The 18,345-nt window shown below is 32.4% G+C and carries 16 protein-coding genes; 6 read left to right on the top strand and 10 right to left on the bottom strand.

Annotation, left to right across the window (positions count from 1 at the left end; genetic code table 11):
* The first annotated feature begins 5 nt into the window (after nucleotides 1–5).
* A complete protein-coding gene (locus OS188_RS11745; protein ID WP_267149036.1) occupies nucleotides 6–2,171 on the top strand; it encodes a DUF3858 domain-containing protein in 2,166 nt (721 codons plus the stop codon).
* Nucleotides 2,172–2,220: 49 nt separating this feature from the next.
* Here OS188_RS11745 and OS188_RS11740 read toward each other — a convergent pair whose 3' ends face one another.
* Nucleotides 2,221–3,591 carry an alanine/glycine:cation symporter family protein gene (locus OS188_RS11740; RefSeq protein WP_267149035.1) on the bottom strand — a complete coding sequence of 457 codons (1,371 nt, stop codon included), beginning with the start codon at nucleotides 3,589–3,591 and terminating at the stop codon, nucleotides 2,221–2,223.
* Nucleotides 3,592–3,872: 281 nt separating this feature from the next.
* Here OS188_RS11740 and OS188_RS11735 point away from each other — a divergent pair, with 281 nt between their 5' ends.
* Nucleotides 3,873–4,511, top strand: coding sequence for an HdeD family acid-resistance protein (locus OS188_RS11735; RefSeq protein ID WP_267149034.1), 639 nt, complete (start codon nucleotides 3,873–3,875; stop codon nucleotides 4,509–4,511).
* 73 nt (nucleotides 4,512–4,584) lie between these two features.
* Here OS188_RS11735 and OS188_RS11730 read toward each other — a convergent pair whose 3' ends face one another.
* The 3 genes from OS188_RS11730 to OS188_RS11720 all read right to left on the bottom strand — a co-directional run bounded on the left by OS188_RS11730 (nucleotide 4,585) and on the right by OS188_RS11720 (nucleotide 7,358).
* Nucleotides 4,585–5,532: a phosphoribosylaminoimidazolesuccinocarboxamide synthase gene (locus OS188_RS11730; RefSeq protein ID WP_267149033.1), complete on the bottom strand. Its 948-nt coding sequence runs from the start codon at nucleotides 5,530–5,532 to the stop codon at nucleotides 4,585–4,587.
* Between the two features lie 127 nt (nucleotides 5,533–5,659).
* Nucleotides 5,660–6,172: a hypothetical protein gene (locus tag OS188_RS11725; RefSeq protein ID WP_267149032.1), complete on the bottom strand. Its 513-nt coding sequence runs from the start codon at nucleotides 6,170–6,172 to the stop codon at nucleotides 5,660–5,662.
* Nucleotides 6,173–6,404: 232 nt separating this feature from the next.
* Nucleotides 6,405–7,358, bottom strand: coding sequence for a PhoH family protein (locus OS188_RS11720; protein WP_267149031.1), 954 nt, complete (start codon nucleotides 7,356–7,358; stop codon nucleotides 6,405–6,407).
* A gap of 112 nt (nucleotides 7,359–7,470) precedes the next feature.
* Between OS188_RS11720 and OS188_RS11715 the strand changes: the two genes are divergently transcribed.
* The 4 genes from OS188_RS11715 to dnaN all read left to right on the top strand — a co-directional run bounded on the left by OS188_RS11715 (nucleotide 7,471) and on the right by dnaN (nucleotide 12,428).
* Nucleotides 7,471–8,313, top strand: a complete 843-nt coding sequence (locus tag OS188_RS11715; protein ID WP_267149030.1) for an SAM hydrolase/SAM-dependent halogenase family protein — start codon at nucleotides 7,471–7,473, stop codon at nucleotides 8,311–8,313.
* Between the two features lie 7 nt (nucleotides 8,314–8,320).
* Nucleotides 8,321–8,617: a putative quinol monooxygenase gene (locus OS188_RS11710; RefSeq protein ID WP_267149029.1), complete on the top strand. Its 297-nt coding sequence runs from the start codon at nucleotides 8,321–8,323 to the stop codon at nucleotides 8,615–8,617.
* Between the two features lie 192 nt (nucleotides 8,618–8,809).
* Entirely contained in the window at nucleotides 8,810–11,191 is a 2,382-nt protein-coding gene (gene gldG / locus OS188_RS11705) for a gliding motility-associated ABC transporter substrate-binding protein GldG (RefSeq protein WP_267149028.1), read from the top strand.
* A gap of 118 nt (nucleotides 11,192–11,309) precedes the next feature.
* Nucleotides 11,310–12,428, top strand: a complete 1,119-nt coding sequence (gene dnaN / locus OS188_RS11700; protein WP_267149027.1) for a DNA polymerase III subunit beta — start codon at nucleotides 11,310–11,312, stop codon at nucleotides 12,426–12,428.
* Nucleotides 12,429–12,612: 184 nt separating this feature from the next.
* On the opposite strand, the gene OS188_RS11695 is transcribed toward dnaN, so the two are convergent.
* The 6 genes from OS188_RS11695 to OS188_RS11670 form a co-directional block, all read right to left on the bottom strand.
* Nucleotides 12,613–13,266 carry a hypothetical protein gene (locus OS188_RS11695; protein WP_267149026.1) on the bottom strand — a complete coding sequence of 218 codons (654 nt, stop codon included), beginning with the start codon at nucleotides 13,264–13,266 and terminating at the stop codon, nucleotides 12,613–12,615.
* Nucleotides 13,267–13,369: 103 nt separating this feature from the next.
* The gene (locus OS188_RS11690; RefSeq protein ID WP_267149025.1) at nucleotides 13,370–14,431 is read right to left on the bottom strand and encodes an AI-2E family transporter; all 1,062 of its coding nucleotides are present in this window, start codon (nucleotides 14,429–14,431) and stop codon (nucleotides 13,370–13,372) included.
* A gap of 15 nt (nucleotides 14,432–14,446) precedes the next feature.
* Complete coding sequence (locus OS188_RS11685; RefSeq protein ID WP_267149024.1) at nucleotides 14,447–15,811, bottom strand: efflux transporter outer membrane subunit; 1,365 nt, start codon at nucleotides 15,809–15,811, stop codon at nucleotides 14,447–14,449.
* A complete protein-coding gene (locus OS188_RS11680; protein WP_267149023.1) occupies nucleotides 15,798–16,832 on the bottom strand; it encodes a hypothetical protein in 1,035 nt (344 codons plus the stop codon). The genes OS188_RS11685 and OS188_RS11680 overlap by 14 nt, the downstream gene beginning before the upstream one ends.
* Complete coding sequence (locus OS188_RS11675) at nucleotides 16,822–17,895, bottom strand: HlyD family secretion protein (protein WP_267149022.1); 1,074 nt, start codon at nucleotides 17,893–17,895, stop codon at nucleotides 16,822–16,824. The genes OS188_RS11680 and OS188_RS11675 overlap by 11 nt, the downstream gene beginning before the upstream one ends.
* Nucleotides 17,895–18,332 (bottom strand): potassium channel family protein, encoded by a 438-nt coding sequence (locus OS188_RS11670; protein WP_267149021.1) that lies wholly within the window; start codon nucleotides 18,330–18,332, stop codon nucleotides 17,895–17,897. Before OS188_RS11670 ends, OS188_RS11675 begins: the two co-directional genes overlap by 1 nt.
* Nucleotides 18,333–18,345: the final 13 nt, after the last annotated feature.

Raw genomic sequence — 18,345 nt, 5'->3', positions numbered from 1 at the left:
AACGAATGAAACTCAAACTCCTATTTATATGCTTAATCGCATATCCTACCCTACTTATCTCACAATCTAAATTAGAAATTGAAGCACAAGATTTTTTTTGGGGAGAAAACGATAATTATAAAAACGCTGTTGATATTCCTGAAAAATGGCAAAATGAATCGGCTGTAATTATTTATAAAAATGAAAACTACGATTTTCATAAGTTTGGGAAACGTGTGGAATATAAATCTTCATTACGCAAGCGAATTAAACTACTAGATCAAGCCTCGGTAACGGAGTTTTCAACCTTTACTTATCAAAAAAGATTTAGCTCATCTAAAGGTTATTCTGGCTACAAGGCTTCTCACGCTATTGTAGGACTTAAAGTAGTTAAACAAGACGGTACCGAAACTATTGTCGATATTGAAAAAGAAGCTGTGGAAGTAGATGGCGAAACTAAAATAGCTATTGCCAATTTAGAAATAGGCGATATTCTGGACTTCTATTATTACAGCGTAGAACCGTTTAAATCTATTCAAGCTTTTGGTTTCGAACCGGTAGAACAAACCCTTGGGGAAGAGTATCCAATTATGGATTACAAATTATACTTCCAAACAGAAAACGATTTTTTCATTAATTTCAATTCTTATAATGGAGCACCGGAACTTACTGAAATCCCTGTTAAAAAGAATAATACACGACGTTATGAGTTAGTTGCTAACAATATTGAAAAACACAAATACGAACGCTGGTTTTATCCGTTGGTAGAACTTCCTACCTATAAGTTTCAGGTGTATTTTGCAAGATCTGGAAAATTTGAGGATCGTGCTTTAGCCTTTCTTCCAGAGAAAGAAGATATCATAAAAAAAACTGTTTCTAAAGAAGAGGTTTTAGATTATTACGAAAAATATACACCCCTTGGAGATTTAGGTTCTATAGAGCGTTTTATAAAAGATAATAATTTTGAAAGTGAGCGCGAAAAAGTAATTGCCGTATATTATTTTGCGCGTCATAAGTTTTTAACTCAGTATGTTGAAGCTATTATTGTAAATGAAGCCGAAATTTTAGCCAACCCATTTATAGCCACAAAAACCAACCCACATTTATTTAGAAATGATCAGTACTTTGTAAGACACTTTATGGCTTTTCTCTATGATTTTAAATATGATTACGACGTGATAGTTGGTAAAAAACGTTACGACGGGGATTTAAACGAGTTACTAATTCAGAAAAATGCCAATATTTTACTTAGAGTAAACACAAGTCCTCCGGTGTATTTAGATAATTTTAAAATTCACTCAGATGTTAATCAGTTTAATTATTTAATGGAAGGCACCGATGTGTACGAGCTATCAGCTAAAAAGAAACGTTTAGATCAAATTACAACTGGAAAACTACCACAGACTAGCTACGACCAAAACGAGTCTTATAAAGAAGTAACAATTAGCTTAAACGATGACTTTTCAGGTTTTAATTATCAAGGAATCAATAAGTACAAAGGCTACGAAAAAGTAGGCCATCAATTTGACAAACTTATGTTTAAGGATTATGTAGTTGAAGATTATGAAAAATATGAAACCGAACCGTTTATTGAACAAATTAGAAACAAAAAATCACGCGCTAAAACAAAGAAAGAACTTGATGCTTTGGTTGTAAAATTACGTGAAAAGCAATCAGAAAACCTAAAAGAAAGTGTAGCATCGGAATTAGACATTGAAGATGTTACAGATTATACCTTTTCTATTGAAGAAACAGGACGATATGGTTTTGATACCTATTTTACTTATAACGAAAGTTTTAATACTTCAGATCAATTTATAAAAAAAGCAGGTCCTAATTACATTCTGGAAGTGGGTAAGTTTATTGGCGGACAAGTAGATTTAACAGATGAAGACCGTAAGCGCGTAGAAAATATTTATATGAATTATCCAAGAAGCTATAACTATAATATTACGGTAAATATTCCCGAAGGTTATTCGGTTTCTGGATTAGAAAAATTGAATAAATCAATTGAAAATAAAACAGGTGCGTTTATAAGTAGTGCAACTATTGAAGGTAATCAAATAATTATTACTACTACAAAACAATATAAAAACAATTATGAAGATAATGCCGATTGGCCATTAATGATGGAGTTTTTAGACGAAGCTTTTCAATTTACCAATGAAAAAATATTATTGAAGAAAAGTTAAATTTTATTTCAATGAGAAAGTCGCAATTTAGGTTGCGACTTTTTTTTTGCTATTTAAAAGTCCGCTTTTTATAGGCTTTAAATTCTTTAACAACTCGTGGTGCCATAATTAAAGTGGCTGTCATAGTTGGAATAGCCATCAAGGCAAAAAAGCCATCAATCAAATTAATCATCATTGCTAAAGAGGTTGTTGCCCCCATAATAATACTAGCTATATAAATATAATTATAATAGTGCTTTCTGTCTTCTCCAAATAAAAAGGACATACATTTAGAACCATAGTAAGAAAATGAAAATAAAGACGAAATACTAAACACAGCAATACAAATTAGCAAAAGATACTTCCCTATTCCAGGCATAGCAGTTGCAAACGCAGACGCTGTTAAACTTACCCCGTTAGCATCTGTAGTTTGCCAAACCCCAGTAACCAAAATGGCTAAAGCTGTTAAAGTACAAACCACTAAGGTATCGATGGCTGGTCCTAACATGGCAACCAAGCCTTCACGTACAGGTTCATTAGTTTTTGCTGCTCCGTGAGCCATGGGAGCTGTTCCAATTCCAGCCTCGTTTGAAAAAGCACCACGTCTAACCCCTAAAAGAATTAATCCTCCCACAAGTCCTCCTAAAAAAGAATCTCCCTTAAAATTATTAGCTGCAAAAGCATCTGTAAAAATCATTAGAAAGTATTTGGGTACCACATCAAAATTGACAATTAGAATAAATAACACTAAAACAAAATATAATAAAACCATGCTTGGAACCATTTTAGAGGCCACTTTACTAATTCTATTTAAACCTCCAAGAATAACAATCGAGGTAATACTTACTAAAACAATTCCTATAACTAAATTGGAATAAAAGCCTACTTCAAAACCATTTGGCTCCAATAGAATATCATTAACAGCCTGGGTTAATTGATTTACATTAAAAACCGGCAAAGCTCCTACTAATCCACATAAACTAAAAAATACAGCCATAGGTTTCCACTTTTTCCCCAAACCTTCCATAATAAAATACATGGGACCACCTTGAATATGTCCATGACTATCTTTCCCTCGATACATAATAGCTAAAGTAGAAGTGAAAAATTTTGTACTCATACCAATTACCGCACTCACCCACATCCAAAATACGGCTCCAGGTCCTCCAATAGATATAGCTACCGCCACCCCAGCAATATTCCCCATCCCAATAGTAGAGGACAAAGCTGTAGTTAGAGCTTGGAAATGACTTATTTCACCAGCATCATCTGGGTTATCATATTTTCCTCGTAACACCTGAAACGCATGACCTAAATACCTAAATGGGAGAAATCTAGAAAGTATTAATAAATACAATCCACCACCAATTAGAAGAATTAATAAAGGTAAGCCCCAAACTAAGGAAGCAAAGTCGGAAATAAGTTGGTTGAGTAGTTCCATAGTGTTTTTAAAGTTCCATAAATGTATTAAAAGCAAACGAAATGCGTAGCGAATTTATAAAAATATGTATCTAATTAATGTTGCATGAAGATATCCTAAGAAAGATATATTTATATTAAAATCAACCAAAGCCATAACAGGTTCTTATTGGTGCTATATTTTTTTTTTAAATCAAGTTCTTAATTATTTCAATTTCTTGGGGTTCAATTTTGCTTTTATGCAATTAAGAAGAAATATTGTGTATATTTAATATTACTAATCACTTAAAAAACTACTAACCAATGAGAAATCAATTTATTAAAACTGTTCAAACTTCAATTAAACACTGGTATCTTCCTTTAATTATTGGAGTTATTTTTATAGCTCTAGGTATTTACAGCATTATGTCTCCTCAAGTTTCTTTTGCTGCCCTAACTATATTCTTTAGCTTATCTTTTCTTTTCTCTGGAATGAGCGAAGTTATTTTTTCCATTTCTAATAAAGATGAAATTGAAAACTGGGGCTGGTCTTTAGCCTTAGGTATTATGACTGCTTTAATTGGATTACTTTTAATAATGAACCCTGATATTTCGGCATTAACCTTAGCTCTTTATATTGGATTTATAGTACTCTTTAGATCGATTGGCGCCATCAGTTATTCCATAGATTTAAGAAGCTATGGAATAACTGATTGGGGATTTTTACTGACCTTAGGAGTTCTTGGTGTTATTTTTTCTTTTATCCTACTTTGGAATCCTGCATTTGCAGGAATGACAGCTGTAATTTGGGTTGGAATGGCACTAATAATATTAGGCCTTTTCAATGCCATGTTATCTCTAAAACTTAAAAAACTAAAAGATTTTCCTAACAAAATATCTAGTGAATTAAAGCAAAGACTGCGTCAAATACAATCAGAAATTGAAGATCAAATTAATTCTTAAAAATTGTAAAATTTCAAAAATAAAAGACCTTGGAAATCCAAGGTCTTTTATTTTATATGTGAACTCTAAATATCTATTTATTTAAATAATCCAGAACATTCTGTTCAATCCTATTTTGAATTTCAGAAACATCTGCTTTTACAAAAGTCTCTCCGGTAATATTTTCGTATAACTCTATATAGCGTTCACTTACTGTTGCAATATATGCATCTGTCATTTCTGGAACTGTTTGTCCTTCCAAACCTTGAAACCCATTAGAAATCAACCATTGACGCACAAACTCTTTAGAAAGCTGTTTTTGATCTTCGCCTTTATCTTGACGTTCTTGATAACCATCTGCATAAAAATAACGAGAAGAATCTGGGGTGTGAATTTCATCAATTAAGACAATTTTTCCATCTTTTGTTTTCCCGAATTCGTATTTGGTATCTACTAAAATCAAGCCTCTTGAAGCTGCTATTTCTGATCCTCTCTGGAATAATTTGCGTGTATAATCTTCTAAAACCACATAATCAGATTCAGAAACAATACCTTTTTTAAGAATATCTTCACGCGAAATATCTTCGTCATGGTCTCCCATGTCAGCTTTTGTAGCCGGAGTAATAATTGGTTGTGGGAATTTGTCATTTTCCCTCATTCCTTCTGGCATCTCAACACCACAAAGCAAACGTTTACCCGCTTTATATTCTCTGGCTGCATGCCCAGACATATAGCCTCGAATAACCATTTCTACCTTAAAAGGTTGGCATAAATAACCTACTGCCACATTAGGATCTGGCGTTGCCAAGAGCCAATTTGGTACTAAATCTTCTGTAGCTTTCATCATTTTTGTAGCAATCTGATTTAAGATTTGACCTTTATAAGGAATGCCTTTTGGCATGACAACATCAAAAGCTGAAAGTCTATCGGTGGCAATCATTACCAATTGCTCATCGTTAATATTATAAACCTCTCTTACTTTTCCTTTATAAAGACTCTTTTGGTTTGGAAAATTAAAATTGGTATCTGTTATGGTGTTCATTAGAAGTAAGCTATTGTTTATTTTACAAATGTAATTTGATTTGTTAACTATCGCCAAAAAAATCTAAATAAAAAAAAGGAGAAACGCCTGTTTCTCCTTTTTGGGTCTTAATAAAATTAATTTTTAATTATTTAAATCTAATGTTATACGTAACTCCTACTCCTACGTTTTGCAAATCCACCTCGTTTTCTGCAAAAGTGTTTTGATAGTAAGCGTAGAAATTCCAATCTCTATTATGGTATCCAATTTGCGGATTTACATACAATCCACCTTCATTATTGTCAACGTTTGTTAAAAATCCATATCCAACATCAGTCCCTAAAAACAATCCGTCGGGTGTAAAATAATAACGGAAGAATCCAGCTAAAGGAACAATACCAAAATCGTCAAAATCATCTTTTCCAAAGTAATTTGTATAACCAGAAGCTACACCAATGGCTATATTGGGATTAAATAAATATTGTCCTCTTACATCTGCTCCTAAAGCAAATGAGGAAACATCGCTAGCATCTCCTACTGGTATACCAGCAGTTAATCCCACCTTTAACCAAGAGTTATCTGGAGTGACGTCTACATCTGTTTGCTGGGCAAAAATTGGACTGAATCCTAATATAATAGCTACTAAAAATAAATTTTTCATTTTGTTTTGTTTTATGATTACATCACAAACCTCGGAAACTTCTCACAAAATAAGTTATATGGTTTTTGGAAAATATTATAGAACTATTAGAGAAGTAGAATAACACTCTGATTTTCAGCTAAAACAGAAACACACTTAAAAAGGAAAAGCCAGTTAAAAACTGGCTTTAAATACTTTTATAAATTTTAATTGGTATCGAAGGGATTGAATTTTAAACTAAATTCAAATTCTTTTAGGCTTCAGATTCTATACTTCTATAAGCTTCAATAACTTTTTTGACTAATTTATGACGAATGACATCTTTATCGTCTAAAAACACAATTCCTACGCCTTCTACATTTTTCAAAATAAGTAAAGCTTCTTTTAATCCAGAAATAGTTCTTCTTGGTAAATCTACTTGTCCCGGATCTCCCGTTAATAAAAACTTAGCATTTTTTCCCATTCTAGTTAAAAACATTTTCATTTGGGCATGGGTGGTATTTTGTCCTTCGTCTAAAATAACAAAAGCATTATCTAAAGTTCGACCACGCATAAAAGCTAGAGGAGCAATTTGAATTGTACCGTTTTCTATATAATGTGTTAGCTTTTCAGGAGGAATCATATCGCGTAAGGCATCGTACAATGGTTGCATATACGGATCCAGTTTTTCTTTTAAATCACCAGGTAAAAACCCTAAATTTTCGCCTGCTTCTACTGCTGGACGGGTTAAAATAATACGTTTTACCTCTTTATTTTTTAAAGCTTGAACGGCTAAAGCAACGCCTGTATAAGTTTTTCCTGTTCCGGCTGGTCCAATGGCAAAAACCATATCATTTTTACGCATAAGCTCTACCAATTTACGTTGATTAGCAGTTTGAGCCTTAATTAAACGTCCATTAACTCCATGAACAATAGTGGCACCACTGGCTTCACTAGTTGCGTAATCAGCTTTACTCTGACTAGTAAGAACACGTTCTATAACGTTTTCATCTAATTTATTGTATTTTATATAATGCTCCATGAGCATATTAAAACGTCTATCAAATTCCTCTAGAAGATCTTCGTCGCCATAAGCTTTGATTTTAGTTCCTCTGGCAACAATTTTAAGTTTTGGAAAGTATTTTTTTAATAATTCAATATTGGCGTTTTGTGCTCCAAAAAATTCTTTTGGAGAAACTTCTTCAAGTTCGATTATGATTTCGTTCAAAAGCTGTGTGATTTAATTAAAATTAATCAATTAAGATTTATTAGATTTGTGCTTAAACAAAGCTACACAATTTTCACGTGAGTTTTGTTAAAAAAATATCAACAATTAATTCATGCCAATCATAACCCTAACTACAGATTTTGGAGAGAAAGATCACTTTGCTGGCGCCGTAAAAGGAGCAATCTATAGCGAATTACCAGATGTAAAAATTGTTGATATCTCACATTCGGTATCTCCTTTCAACATTCCCGAAGCTGCTTATATTATTCAAAATGCTTACAGCAGTTTTCCAAAAGGAACCATCCATATTATTGGAATAGATTCTGAAATAAATGAAGAAAATAAGCATATTGCCATAAAGCTAGACGACCATTATTTTATTTGTGCAAACAATGGTATAATGAGTATGATTTGTTCCGAAATTACTCCGGAACAAATTGTAGAAATTAATATCCACGACCATATTGAAACCAAATTTCCAGCTTTAGAAGTCTTTGTTAAAGTAGCATGCCATATAGCTAGAGGTGGGACTCTGGATGTAATAGGAAAAACTATAGGATCTATTAAACCTATCAGAAATATTATCCCATATATAAACGACGAACAAACCCAAATTGTTGGGAGTGTGATTTATATTGATAATTATGGAAATGTTATTACCAATATTAAAAAAGACTTTTTTACAAAAATTCAAAAAGGTCGAGATTTTAAAATTTCAGCAAGACAATATATATTTAAGGAAATTTACTCCAAATATAGCGATGTAGTTAATTTTGAAACTCCCGTTGAAAAAAGAAATGACGAAGGAAAAAAATTAGTTGTTTTTAACTCTTCTAACTATTTAGAAATTGCCGTTTATAAAAGCAATAGTAAAACTTCTGGGAGTGCATCTACCCTATTAGGTTTAGATATATTAGACGCTGTAAGTGTTAAGTTTATAAATAAAAAAAACTAAAAACCCTATGTTTGTACGAATTGTTAAAATGAGTTTTGAAGAAAAACACATCACTGAGTTTCTAGCTAATTTTAATTTAAACAAAGAAAAGATACGAAACTTTGAAGGCTGTCGTTTTTTAGAGTTGTACAGAGATAAAACAAATACTAATATATTTTTTACCTATAGTTACTGGGATAAAGAAGCCGATTTAGAAGCTTACAGACATTCCCAATTATTTAAAAATGTGTGGAGCAAAACAAAACCACTTTTTAATGCCAAACCAGAAGCTTGGAGCGTGGATAAATTGGTTTCACTTCAATAAATTAAGAATTAAGAATTAAGAATTAAGAATTAAGAATTAAGAATTAAGAATTAAGAATTAAGAATTAAGAATTAAGAAAGCTAAATGGTCGAGATATTGAAAAGTAAATTAATTAAAAATATTATAAACAATTAACCTAAAACTCTCACTAATACCTAATACCTAATACCTAATACCTAATACCTAAAATAAATGTTTGCTATATTAAGAAAAGAAATCAACTCATTTTTTGCCTCGCCAATTGGCTATTTGGTTATTGCTCTGTTTCTTTTATTAAATGGTTTGATTTTATGGCTTTTTAAAGGAGAATTCAATATTATAGATAGTGGTTTTGCCGATTTATCTTTATTTTTTCTTTTAGCACCCTGGGTTTTAAACTTCCTGATTCCTGCAGTTACTATGCGTAGTTTTAGCGATGAGAAAAAACAAGGAACTCTAGAGCTTTTAGTTACAAAACCCATTTCTTTAATCAATATTGTTTTAGGGAAATATTTAGGCGCTTTTATTTTAATTTTAATTGCCTTAATTCCAACACTTTTATACGTATATACAGTTTATCAATTAGGAAGTCCCGTAGGAAACATTGATATGGGCAGCACGCTAGGCTCGTATTTTGGATTATTGTTTTTGGTGGCAGCTTATACTTCTATAGGGGTTTTTGCTTCAACCTTATCAGATAACCAAATAGTGTCTTTTATAGTTGCCGTATTTCTATGTATTATATTTTATACAGGTTTTGAAGGAATTGCAGACATACTCTCTAGCTCGTTTATAGAGCAACTAGGAATGAATGCGCATTATAAAAGTATGAGTCGTGGCGTTTTGGATACTCGCGATATAATATACTTTTTAAGCATCACCATATTCTTTATTTTTCTTACCAGTAAACGGATTACAACCAAAGGACTTCAGAAAAAAGAATCTCTGGTTTTAATTGGACTATTTATAGGTTTATTTGCTCTTAATACGGTTAGCAATAATTATTATGGGCGTTACGATTTAACTTCAGATAAACGCTATACCATTAGCGAATCTGCTTTAGGAATTATAGACGAAGTTCAATCTCCAATTATTATAGATGTATTTTTGGAAGGAGAAGATTTTCCTTCAGAGTTTAGACGTCTTAAAACAGAAACAAAGCAAATTCTTGAAGAATTCTCAGCGCATAATAAAAATATTGTTTTTCATTTTATTAATCCCATAGCGGACGAAAAAAACAGAGAAGCCAATATTCAAAAACTTAACGAGCGTGGCTTAACTCCCATGCAATTAACTGTTGAAGAAAAAGGAAAAAGTAGTCAAGCTGTTATTTTTCCATGGGCATTAGCCAGTTATAATGATATAACGGTGAAAATTCCTTTAGTAAAAAATAAGATTGGAGCTACGCAACAAGAGTTAGTCAACCATTCCGTACAACATTTAGAATATGCCTTTGCGGATGGATTTAGTAAATTAATTAATCCAAGAAACAAAAAAATTGCTTTCTTAATTGGGAATGGCGAGTTAAAAGGACGCTATATTGAAGATTTTCTTAAAACAGTTTCAGAATACTATAACCTGGCTCCTTTTACTTTAGACAGCGTTGCAAATAAGCCTCAACAAACTTTAGATCAGTTAAAAGATTTCGATTTAATAGTTTCTGCTAAACCAACCGAAGCCTTTACAGAAAATGAAAAACTGGTTTTAGATCAATTTACTATGGCTGGAGGTAAAAGCCTCTGGTTAATAGATGCTGTTGCTATGGAAAAGGACAGTCTTTATAGCACTGGAAAAAGCATAGCCATTGGACGAGATTTAAATCTAACCGATTTCTTTTTTAAATACGGTGTTAGAATTAACCCCGTGTTGGTAAACGACCTCTATTCTGCACCAATAACACTAGCTATTGGCGAAGGCAGTGAAGCGCGTTTTCAGCAATTTCCCTGGTTTTATTCGCCTCTAGTTAATCCGGAAAGTCACCATCCTATAGTCAATAATTTAAATTTAGTGAAATTTGATTTTGCCAATCAGATAGACACTTTAAAAAACGATATAAAAAAGACCATTCTTCTTAAAAGCTCTATTCTTTCAAAAATTGATGGCACACCACGAGAGATTAGTCTAGAAATGACTTCTGAAGAGCCAGATCCTAATGTATATAAAAATCCGCATCAAAACTTAGCTGTTTTGTTGGAAGGCGAATTTACCTCAGTTTACAACAATCGTGTGAAGCCTTTTTCGCTTTCAAAAGAAAGAAACAAAAGCAAACCCACTAAAATGATTGTGATTGCTGACGGCGATGTTATTAAGAATGAATTGGGCAAAAATGGGCCTATTGAATTAGGTTTCGATCGGGGTTCTGGACAACTCTATGGTAATAAAGAATTTTTATTGAATGCCGTAAATTACCTATTAGACGATAATGGACTTATAAACATTCGTTCTAAAGAAATTGTTGTATCCTTCTTAGATTATAAGAAAGCTGCTTCAGAAAAAACAAAATGGCAATTAATTAATATTCTGTTACCCTTAGTAATACTAGGCGTTTTCGGATATTTATTCAACTTTTACAGAAAGAAGAAATACGCAAAATAGAATTAAAAAATCACCTGTAGAACCGCCTTTTTAATGGAATGATTTGTTAATAAGTTTGTTTCCTATTTTAAGAGCTAAACGATATATTTGTAATAGTAATTAAACGAACTTAATATACATGAAATTTATAGTATCAAGCACCTATTTACTTAAACAGCTACAAGTTCTTGGAGGTGTTATAAACAACTCGAATACGCTTCCTATTTTAGATAATTTCTTATTCGAATTAGACCATACAGAACTCATTATTTCTGCCAGCGACTTGGAGACTACTATGTCTTCAAAATTAGAAGTAGAAAGTGATAATACTGGTAGTATTGCAGTTCCTGCAAGATTACTTTTAGATACGCTAAAGACGTTCCCGGAGCAACCTTTAACTTTTGTTGTAGAAGATAATAATACCATAGAAATTAGCTCTAACCACGGTAAATATGCTTTAGCTTACGCCGATGGCAACGAATTTCCCAAAGCTGTTTCTTTAGAAGATGCAACCTCAACAACCATAACTGGAGACATTTTGGCAACAGCTATAAGCAAAACTATTTTTGCTGCTGGAAACGACGATTTACGCCCTGTAATGAGTGGTGTCTTTTTTCAGTTTTCTACTGAAGGTTTAACTTTTGTGGCAACAGATGCTCATAAATTGGTTAAATATTCAAGAGAGGATATTTCGGCTAGTCAAACCACAGAATTCATTATGCCTAAAAAACCTTTAAATCTTTTAAAAGGAATTTTAGCTGCCAGTGATGAGGAAGTAAATATTGAATACAACGATTCTAACGCAAAATTCACTTTCGAAAACATTGTATTAATTTGTCGTTTAATTGATGGGAAATACCCTAATTACGAAGCCGTAATTCCTAAAGAGAATCCAAATAAACTGGTTATAGACAGAACACAGTTTTTAAACTCTGTTCGTCGTGTGAGTATTTTCTCAAACAAAACCACACATCAAATCCGATTGAAAATTGCTGGAGCAGAATTAAATATTTCGGCCGAAGATATCGATTATAGCAACAAAGCTGAAGAGCGTTTAACTTGTGATTACCAGGGAGACGACATGCAAATTGGCTTTAACTCTCGTTTCTTAACAGAAATGTTGAACAATCTAACTTCAGATGAAGTACAGTTGGAAATGAGCTTACCAAATAGAGCTGGTATTTTAACTCCAACAGATGGTTTAGATGAAGGGGAACGAGTAACAATGCTTGTAATGCCAGTAATGCTGAATAGCTAATAAGTTTCTGCATCAGCCTTTAGGTAGACAGGAAAGCAGGAATCTCAGATTATAAAAAAACACCTGTAAATTATAAAAAATACTCATCCCGGATGAGTATTTTTTTTGTCATATAATTTAGTTCATTCTAGTGGGTTTTAGCTAGCATTGACATTATCTTATCCTCCAACCGCTAAGCTCTTCTTTAGTCTGTTTCTATCTCAGAAATAAGTTGTTTTCCATAATACAGTTCTAAATGGCTTTCAGGAAAGGAATTGTGAACTATAAAATATATTTCAGCCGTAAACTGGTCCAATTGTGTAGGTGAATAATATACGGTTGAAATGATCTCCTTTTTTTTTCCGGAAAATTCTCCCGCAAGTGATCTATTGGTTCCAAACCTGAGTGGAACTTCTATATTGGTATAACCTTCAAAAATAAAATCTTCAAAACTATCTTTGACGCTTTTATCATATTCAGGAATGCCTTTATAAGGCTTTCCTTTCCTATTTTTTAAATTCTTTTTAAGATACATTTTACTGGTATAACCGGACCCAAATACAGAAACAGCTTGATAGCCTATATATTCGTTGATACGATATCTCATTTTATTTATAGTATCTACCAAACTAAAGGCATTAATATCTACAGGTTGATCGTACAAGGCTTTAACCTTACATCTGGTTAGAATGCGTTTGGATTGATTTCCTTTAACTTTTACATTAGAACGTGTATTAAAATTCTTTGAGGTCTTTTTTGTTTTTAAAAACTCAATACTCAAACTGTCATTAATAATAACTTCCTGACTAACAATAAACTGAAATTGAAACAAAAAGAAAACTAATAGAATTTTATTCATTTTAAGTAGGTTATATTTTTTTAAAAGTAATAAAAAAAACCATATTCATGTCTTGAAACACCTAAATATGGTTCTATTTAATATAATTTTATTTCAGAAAAAATTATTCGGCTAAAACAATCTCTTCTTTACTAGTTACCCAGGCAGAATATAATTGGTGTAAAACAGATAGTAGAACGGTTCCAATAAAGATACCAATTATTCCATGTAACAGCATCCCTCCCAAGGCTCCAAGTATTATTAAAACCATAGGTGTTTTTAAGCCTTTTGATAATAAAACAGGCTTTAAAACATTATCTAATAAAGATACAATAACAATATAGACTGTAAACACAGTAGCAGCTAATGTGCTATCTGAAGTTGAATAAGCAATAAGTATTGTTGGTATTACAACAATAGTAACTGGAAGCTGAACAATGGCAGCTATCATTACTATAAAAGCAAAAATGGCCGGACCAGGAATCCCCATTAGTTTAAAACCTATAAAGCAAAGAAAAGCTTGTATGATAGCTACAAACAAGATACCTTTTACTACATTTCTTATTGTATCTCTTCCCATTAGTAACATATCAACACCTTTGTTTCCGCCCACAAGTTTGTTAACAAAAAGATTAGAAGATTCGAATGCTCCTTTGGAATTAGACATAAACACAACCGCAATTATAAACGATAATAAAAAAGATAAAACCGTACCTATAAGTCCTGTAAATTGTTTAAAAACATTACCTCCTTTTTCTAATAAATAGTCTTTATGTTCAATGGCATATGTTTTTGAATTTTCTGAAAGAGAGTTCCAATTATCATAAACACGTTCTCCAATAACTGGCCAGTCTTTTACTTTTTCAGTGGGAGGTGTAATTTTTAATTCATTATTCTGAATGGCTGTAAAAGTATCTTTTAAATTGGAAAACAAAGAGTCCACCATCATATAGGTGGGTACAATTAATAAGGCCACGGCAATAATGGTAAAAATAAAAGTAGCTTTCTTTTTATGTTTCTCACCAAATACATTTTGAAGCTTTTGAAAAAGTGGAAATAAAGCAACTGCCAAAATTATTCCCCAGGTAAAAATTCCTATAAAAGGTTTTAAAAGAAAAAACCCCCAAAGAAGTATTAACGAGAGAACTATTAGTCTAATAAATTCTGTAATTGTAAACGATTTCATAATATTATAGTTTGATTAGTTTGTTTGACTCCATCCACCTCCTAAAGCTAAGTATAATTTTACAACCGATTGCAGTTGCGACTTATAACTTTCCGAAGCTGTTAATTGAACCGTAAAAAATGTGGTTTGTACATTTAAAAATTCTAAAAAAGAAGTGGCTCCTTCATTGTATCTCACCCAAGCCAGGTTATAAGCTTCTTCGGCTAATTCTAATTGGTGCGAACGTATGACAACTTCCTCTTTATAGGTTTCTATAGCTATAAGCGCATCTTCAACTTCTTGAAAAGCTATTAAATAGGCTTGTTTATAATCTAACACCATTCTATTATATTGCTCTTCTTCAATAGCAATGGTATTATCAATTTTATTGCCATTAAAAATAGGCCCAACCATATTTCCCATTAAATTTCCAAATACAGCAGAAGGATCTAGTAATTGAGCACCTAAATTAAAATCTATCTGAAAGTTTGGGTATTTAAACGTTTCAGTTGCTCCAAGTTTTGCTAATTGTGCTTTTAGCTGAAGCTCTGATTTTAGAATAGATGGACGACGTCTTAATAATCCAGCTGGAACCCCAACTGGTAATTCGGAAGAAAATACTTGATCTTCTAACTTCTTTCCTCTAGGAATATCTTTTGGCAAGCTTCCTAAAACCGTACTAATGGCATTTTCCACTTGTTTTCTCAATCTAAACAAGGTTTGCATAGTTACTTGTACATCTTTTAAACTAATACTTATTTGATTGACATCTACTTTGGAAATAAAACCACCATCGTAACGCGCATCAATAATCCCTTTATACTTTTCCATGGAAGTTTCCATTTGTTCAGACACATAGATTTTATTATCTATATCTCTAAGTGTAAAATACAATTCTGCTATTTGAGACACCATGGTTGCTTTAACTTCAAACACAGCCATTTCAGTAGCTAAATATGCTTGCAATGCTGCTTCGTTTTGATTCGCTATCCGTCCCCAAACATCTAAAGTATAAGATACTTGTCCAACCGCCGTTATCGAATTTTTAAACGAAGGCACTAAAGAGGTTTTCGAAGTTTCAGCAGATAAACCATAGTTTATTTCAGGGTACATTTGAGATTTAGCAATATCCAATTGTAATTGAGACTGCTTGATTCCAATAATAATATTTTGAAGAGATAAGTTACTGTTTAATCCTTCTGAAATTAAATCTGTAAGAACAGGATCGTTAAAAAACGTCCACCAATCTGCATCTGCTAAACTTAAAGTATCTGTAGTTTGTGTTGAAAATGATGTCGGGTTTTCAGTTTCTGGAGCTACATAATCATTTTGAACCTTACAGCCAAAGAACGACATGATAAGCAGTAAAAAGAATACATAAAATAAGTTATACCATTTCATTCTCATACCTTCTTGGATCATTAAAATAAGTAACAACTTTATATGCTAAAACTACATAAACTACGGCCATACCAATGCCTATTAAACGTTCTACTATTGTATCTCCAGCCGAATCACTAGAACTAGAAATAACGCCCATAACTAAGAAAAATGTTCGAAAAGCTATTGTATAAATTGGTACAGTTTTTTTATCAGAAAATATTTGATACGTAAAAAATAAGCCAATAGCCAGCGTAATAAATATATAAAAAAAGAAAGTTGGCGTTATAGTCAATAAATTATAAGCAATAATACCAAAAACACCTCCTACCAGATTTGCTAGGATTAAAACAAGCCCTTTTTTCGACTTATAAATCATAGGGTCAAAACTTAAAAGTAGAATAAACACAAAGGTTAAAACCAGGGCATTTGGTCTAAAATAATAAAAATATAAAACAGCAGGCATAAGGACTAGCAAGCCATTTAATGCTATCTTATCTAAGTTATACTTTGTGTCTGCCTCCTTATTTTCTTTAGATGCCTTTTCCGTAGTTTTAACTTCTGGAAAAAATAGATATGCCAATTGGGTAACACCTAATGCAATGGCGAGGTTTAACACCATATCTAATAATATAATATCTCCTAAAGGTTCGGCTGTTAAGCTTAAAAATGGCAATAATAGAGTTAGTATTAAAAATAATAATCGCACGGGTTCAGGAATGTTAACTAATCTAAAGGACCAGAAAATTGCAAGCCCCAATACCAATATAGTTACCATGGCGTAATCCTGTACAAAACCACTTAAAACCAAACCAAAAACACCAAGAAAGTACAATCCTAAAATTGCTGCAACAGATTTCTTAATTCCCAATGCATTTTTCCCCTTATCAAGTAACATTAAAGCAAATATGGCAGAGATTTGTGGCAATAGGATATCGTTAATAGTCGCTATTAACAAAGCTGAAACAACACCCAGTAAGCATCTAATTATAGCTCTTGTTTGTTGAGACTGTTTAATATTTGATTCTACCTTATCTAACATAAGAAGCTTTTGAAATAAACCAAATTTTAAGTTTTGCTAGGCTATTTAAAATAAAACTATCTCCAGTATAAACCACAACGTTAGCTTGACTTCCTTGTCTTAATTTTTTATAAACTTCTTGATCTTCCAATGCTATAATAACTGGAAACCTTTGCTGTTCACGTAGCCAGCCTTGCTGACTTCTTACAGTTGGCAAGTCGCCCGCATTCGTATTTTGTGTTTTTACACCATAAGCAATGCTAGTAACTTTAGCTTTATAAACCTCTCCTGCATCTATATCGAAAGTAATTCCAGCCTCATCATTAACTTTTAAATGGGTTAGGTTATTTTCAGTAAAATTAGCTTGGATCCAAATTGTTTTATTTGAAATCAAAGAGGCTATTGCACGTCCTGCCGAAGCAAAATAGCCTGTTTCTACATTAAAACTTTCAATAACTCCATCTGATGGCGCAGTAATAACGGTGTGTTCTAAATCCCAATTGGCTTTTTCTAATTGATTTAAAGCTCCCTTTACTAAAGGATTATTGGCATCTGTTGGTCCTAAAGCTGTTTTTTGTCCTTCAAGATTTGCTTTGGCAGTAGCTACATGTTCAATAGCAGTTAGATAAGAAGATTCAGATCGGTCTCTATCAGCTTCAGATAAAGCTCCTTCATTTTGAGCCATAACCCGTTGAGTACGGTCCCAATTCTTTTTAGCTCGATCTAATTTTACACGAGCACTATTTAACTGTGCTGTTGCAGCTTTTAACCCCGAGAGTCCTGCCGTTAAATTTTGTGTTACATTTTCCAAATTAATTTCAGCCTGAGTTACAGCAATCTCATAAGGCTTTCTATCTATAATAAATAAAGTATCTCCTTCTTTGACTTTAGAATGCAAGGCTACATCAACACGTGTTACATAACCGCTAACCATTGGAGCTAATGACAAGTTTAATCCATGAACTCGTGTTTGATTGGTGGAAGGTGTAAATCTACTTGAAAGCACATTAAACAACATGATAATAAAAGTTAAAACAATTACTAGGATGCTGATTTTTTTTGCTGAAGCCTTTTTTGATTTCATTAATTTGGATTTTGACTTTTATAAATTTGCTGAATTAAGGAAAACATCATGGCTGTAGACCATCCAATTAACATAATGCCGTTAATAGCTTCAATGCCTGAGAGTAAACGCCAATCGTCAGTTAAAGTCAAATCGCCATAACCCAAAGAAGTAAAAGTAACCATAGAAAAATACCATGCTTCTGAAGCACTGGAAAAAACACCGGTTGTTTCTGGAATAAGCATGTAAGCTACGGCCCAGAAACCTGTTTGTATAAAATGAATTATTGAAAAAAAAATAAATGAATAACTCAATAAACGCAAAGGTCGGGTTATAGAATATGGGGATTGAAAATTTTTAGAAGCCAGTATTTTTTTTAACCATAGAATGTTACCATACGCTTGAACAAGCACACTTATCATAATAATAAAACTTCCTATTAATAACGAAATAACCATTCTAGCGTATAAA

The sequence above is a fragment of the Xanthomarina sp. F1114 genome, from assembly GCF_026410255.1.
Taxonomy (GTDB): domain Bacteria; phylum Bacteroidota; class Bacteroidia; order Flavobacteriales; family Flavobacteriaceae; genus Xanthomarina.
Note: the sequence above shows the minus strand (reverse complement) of the source record. Positions and strands in the feature narration are given on the sequence as shown.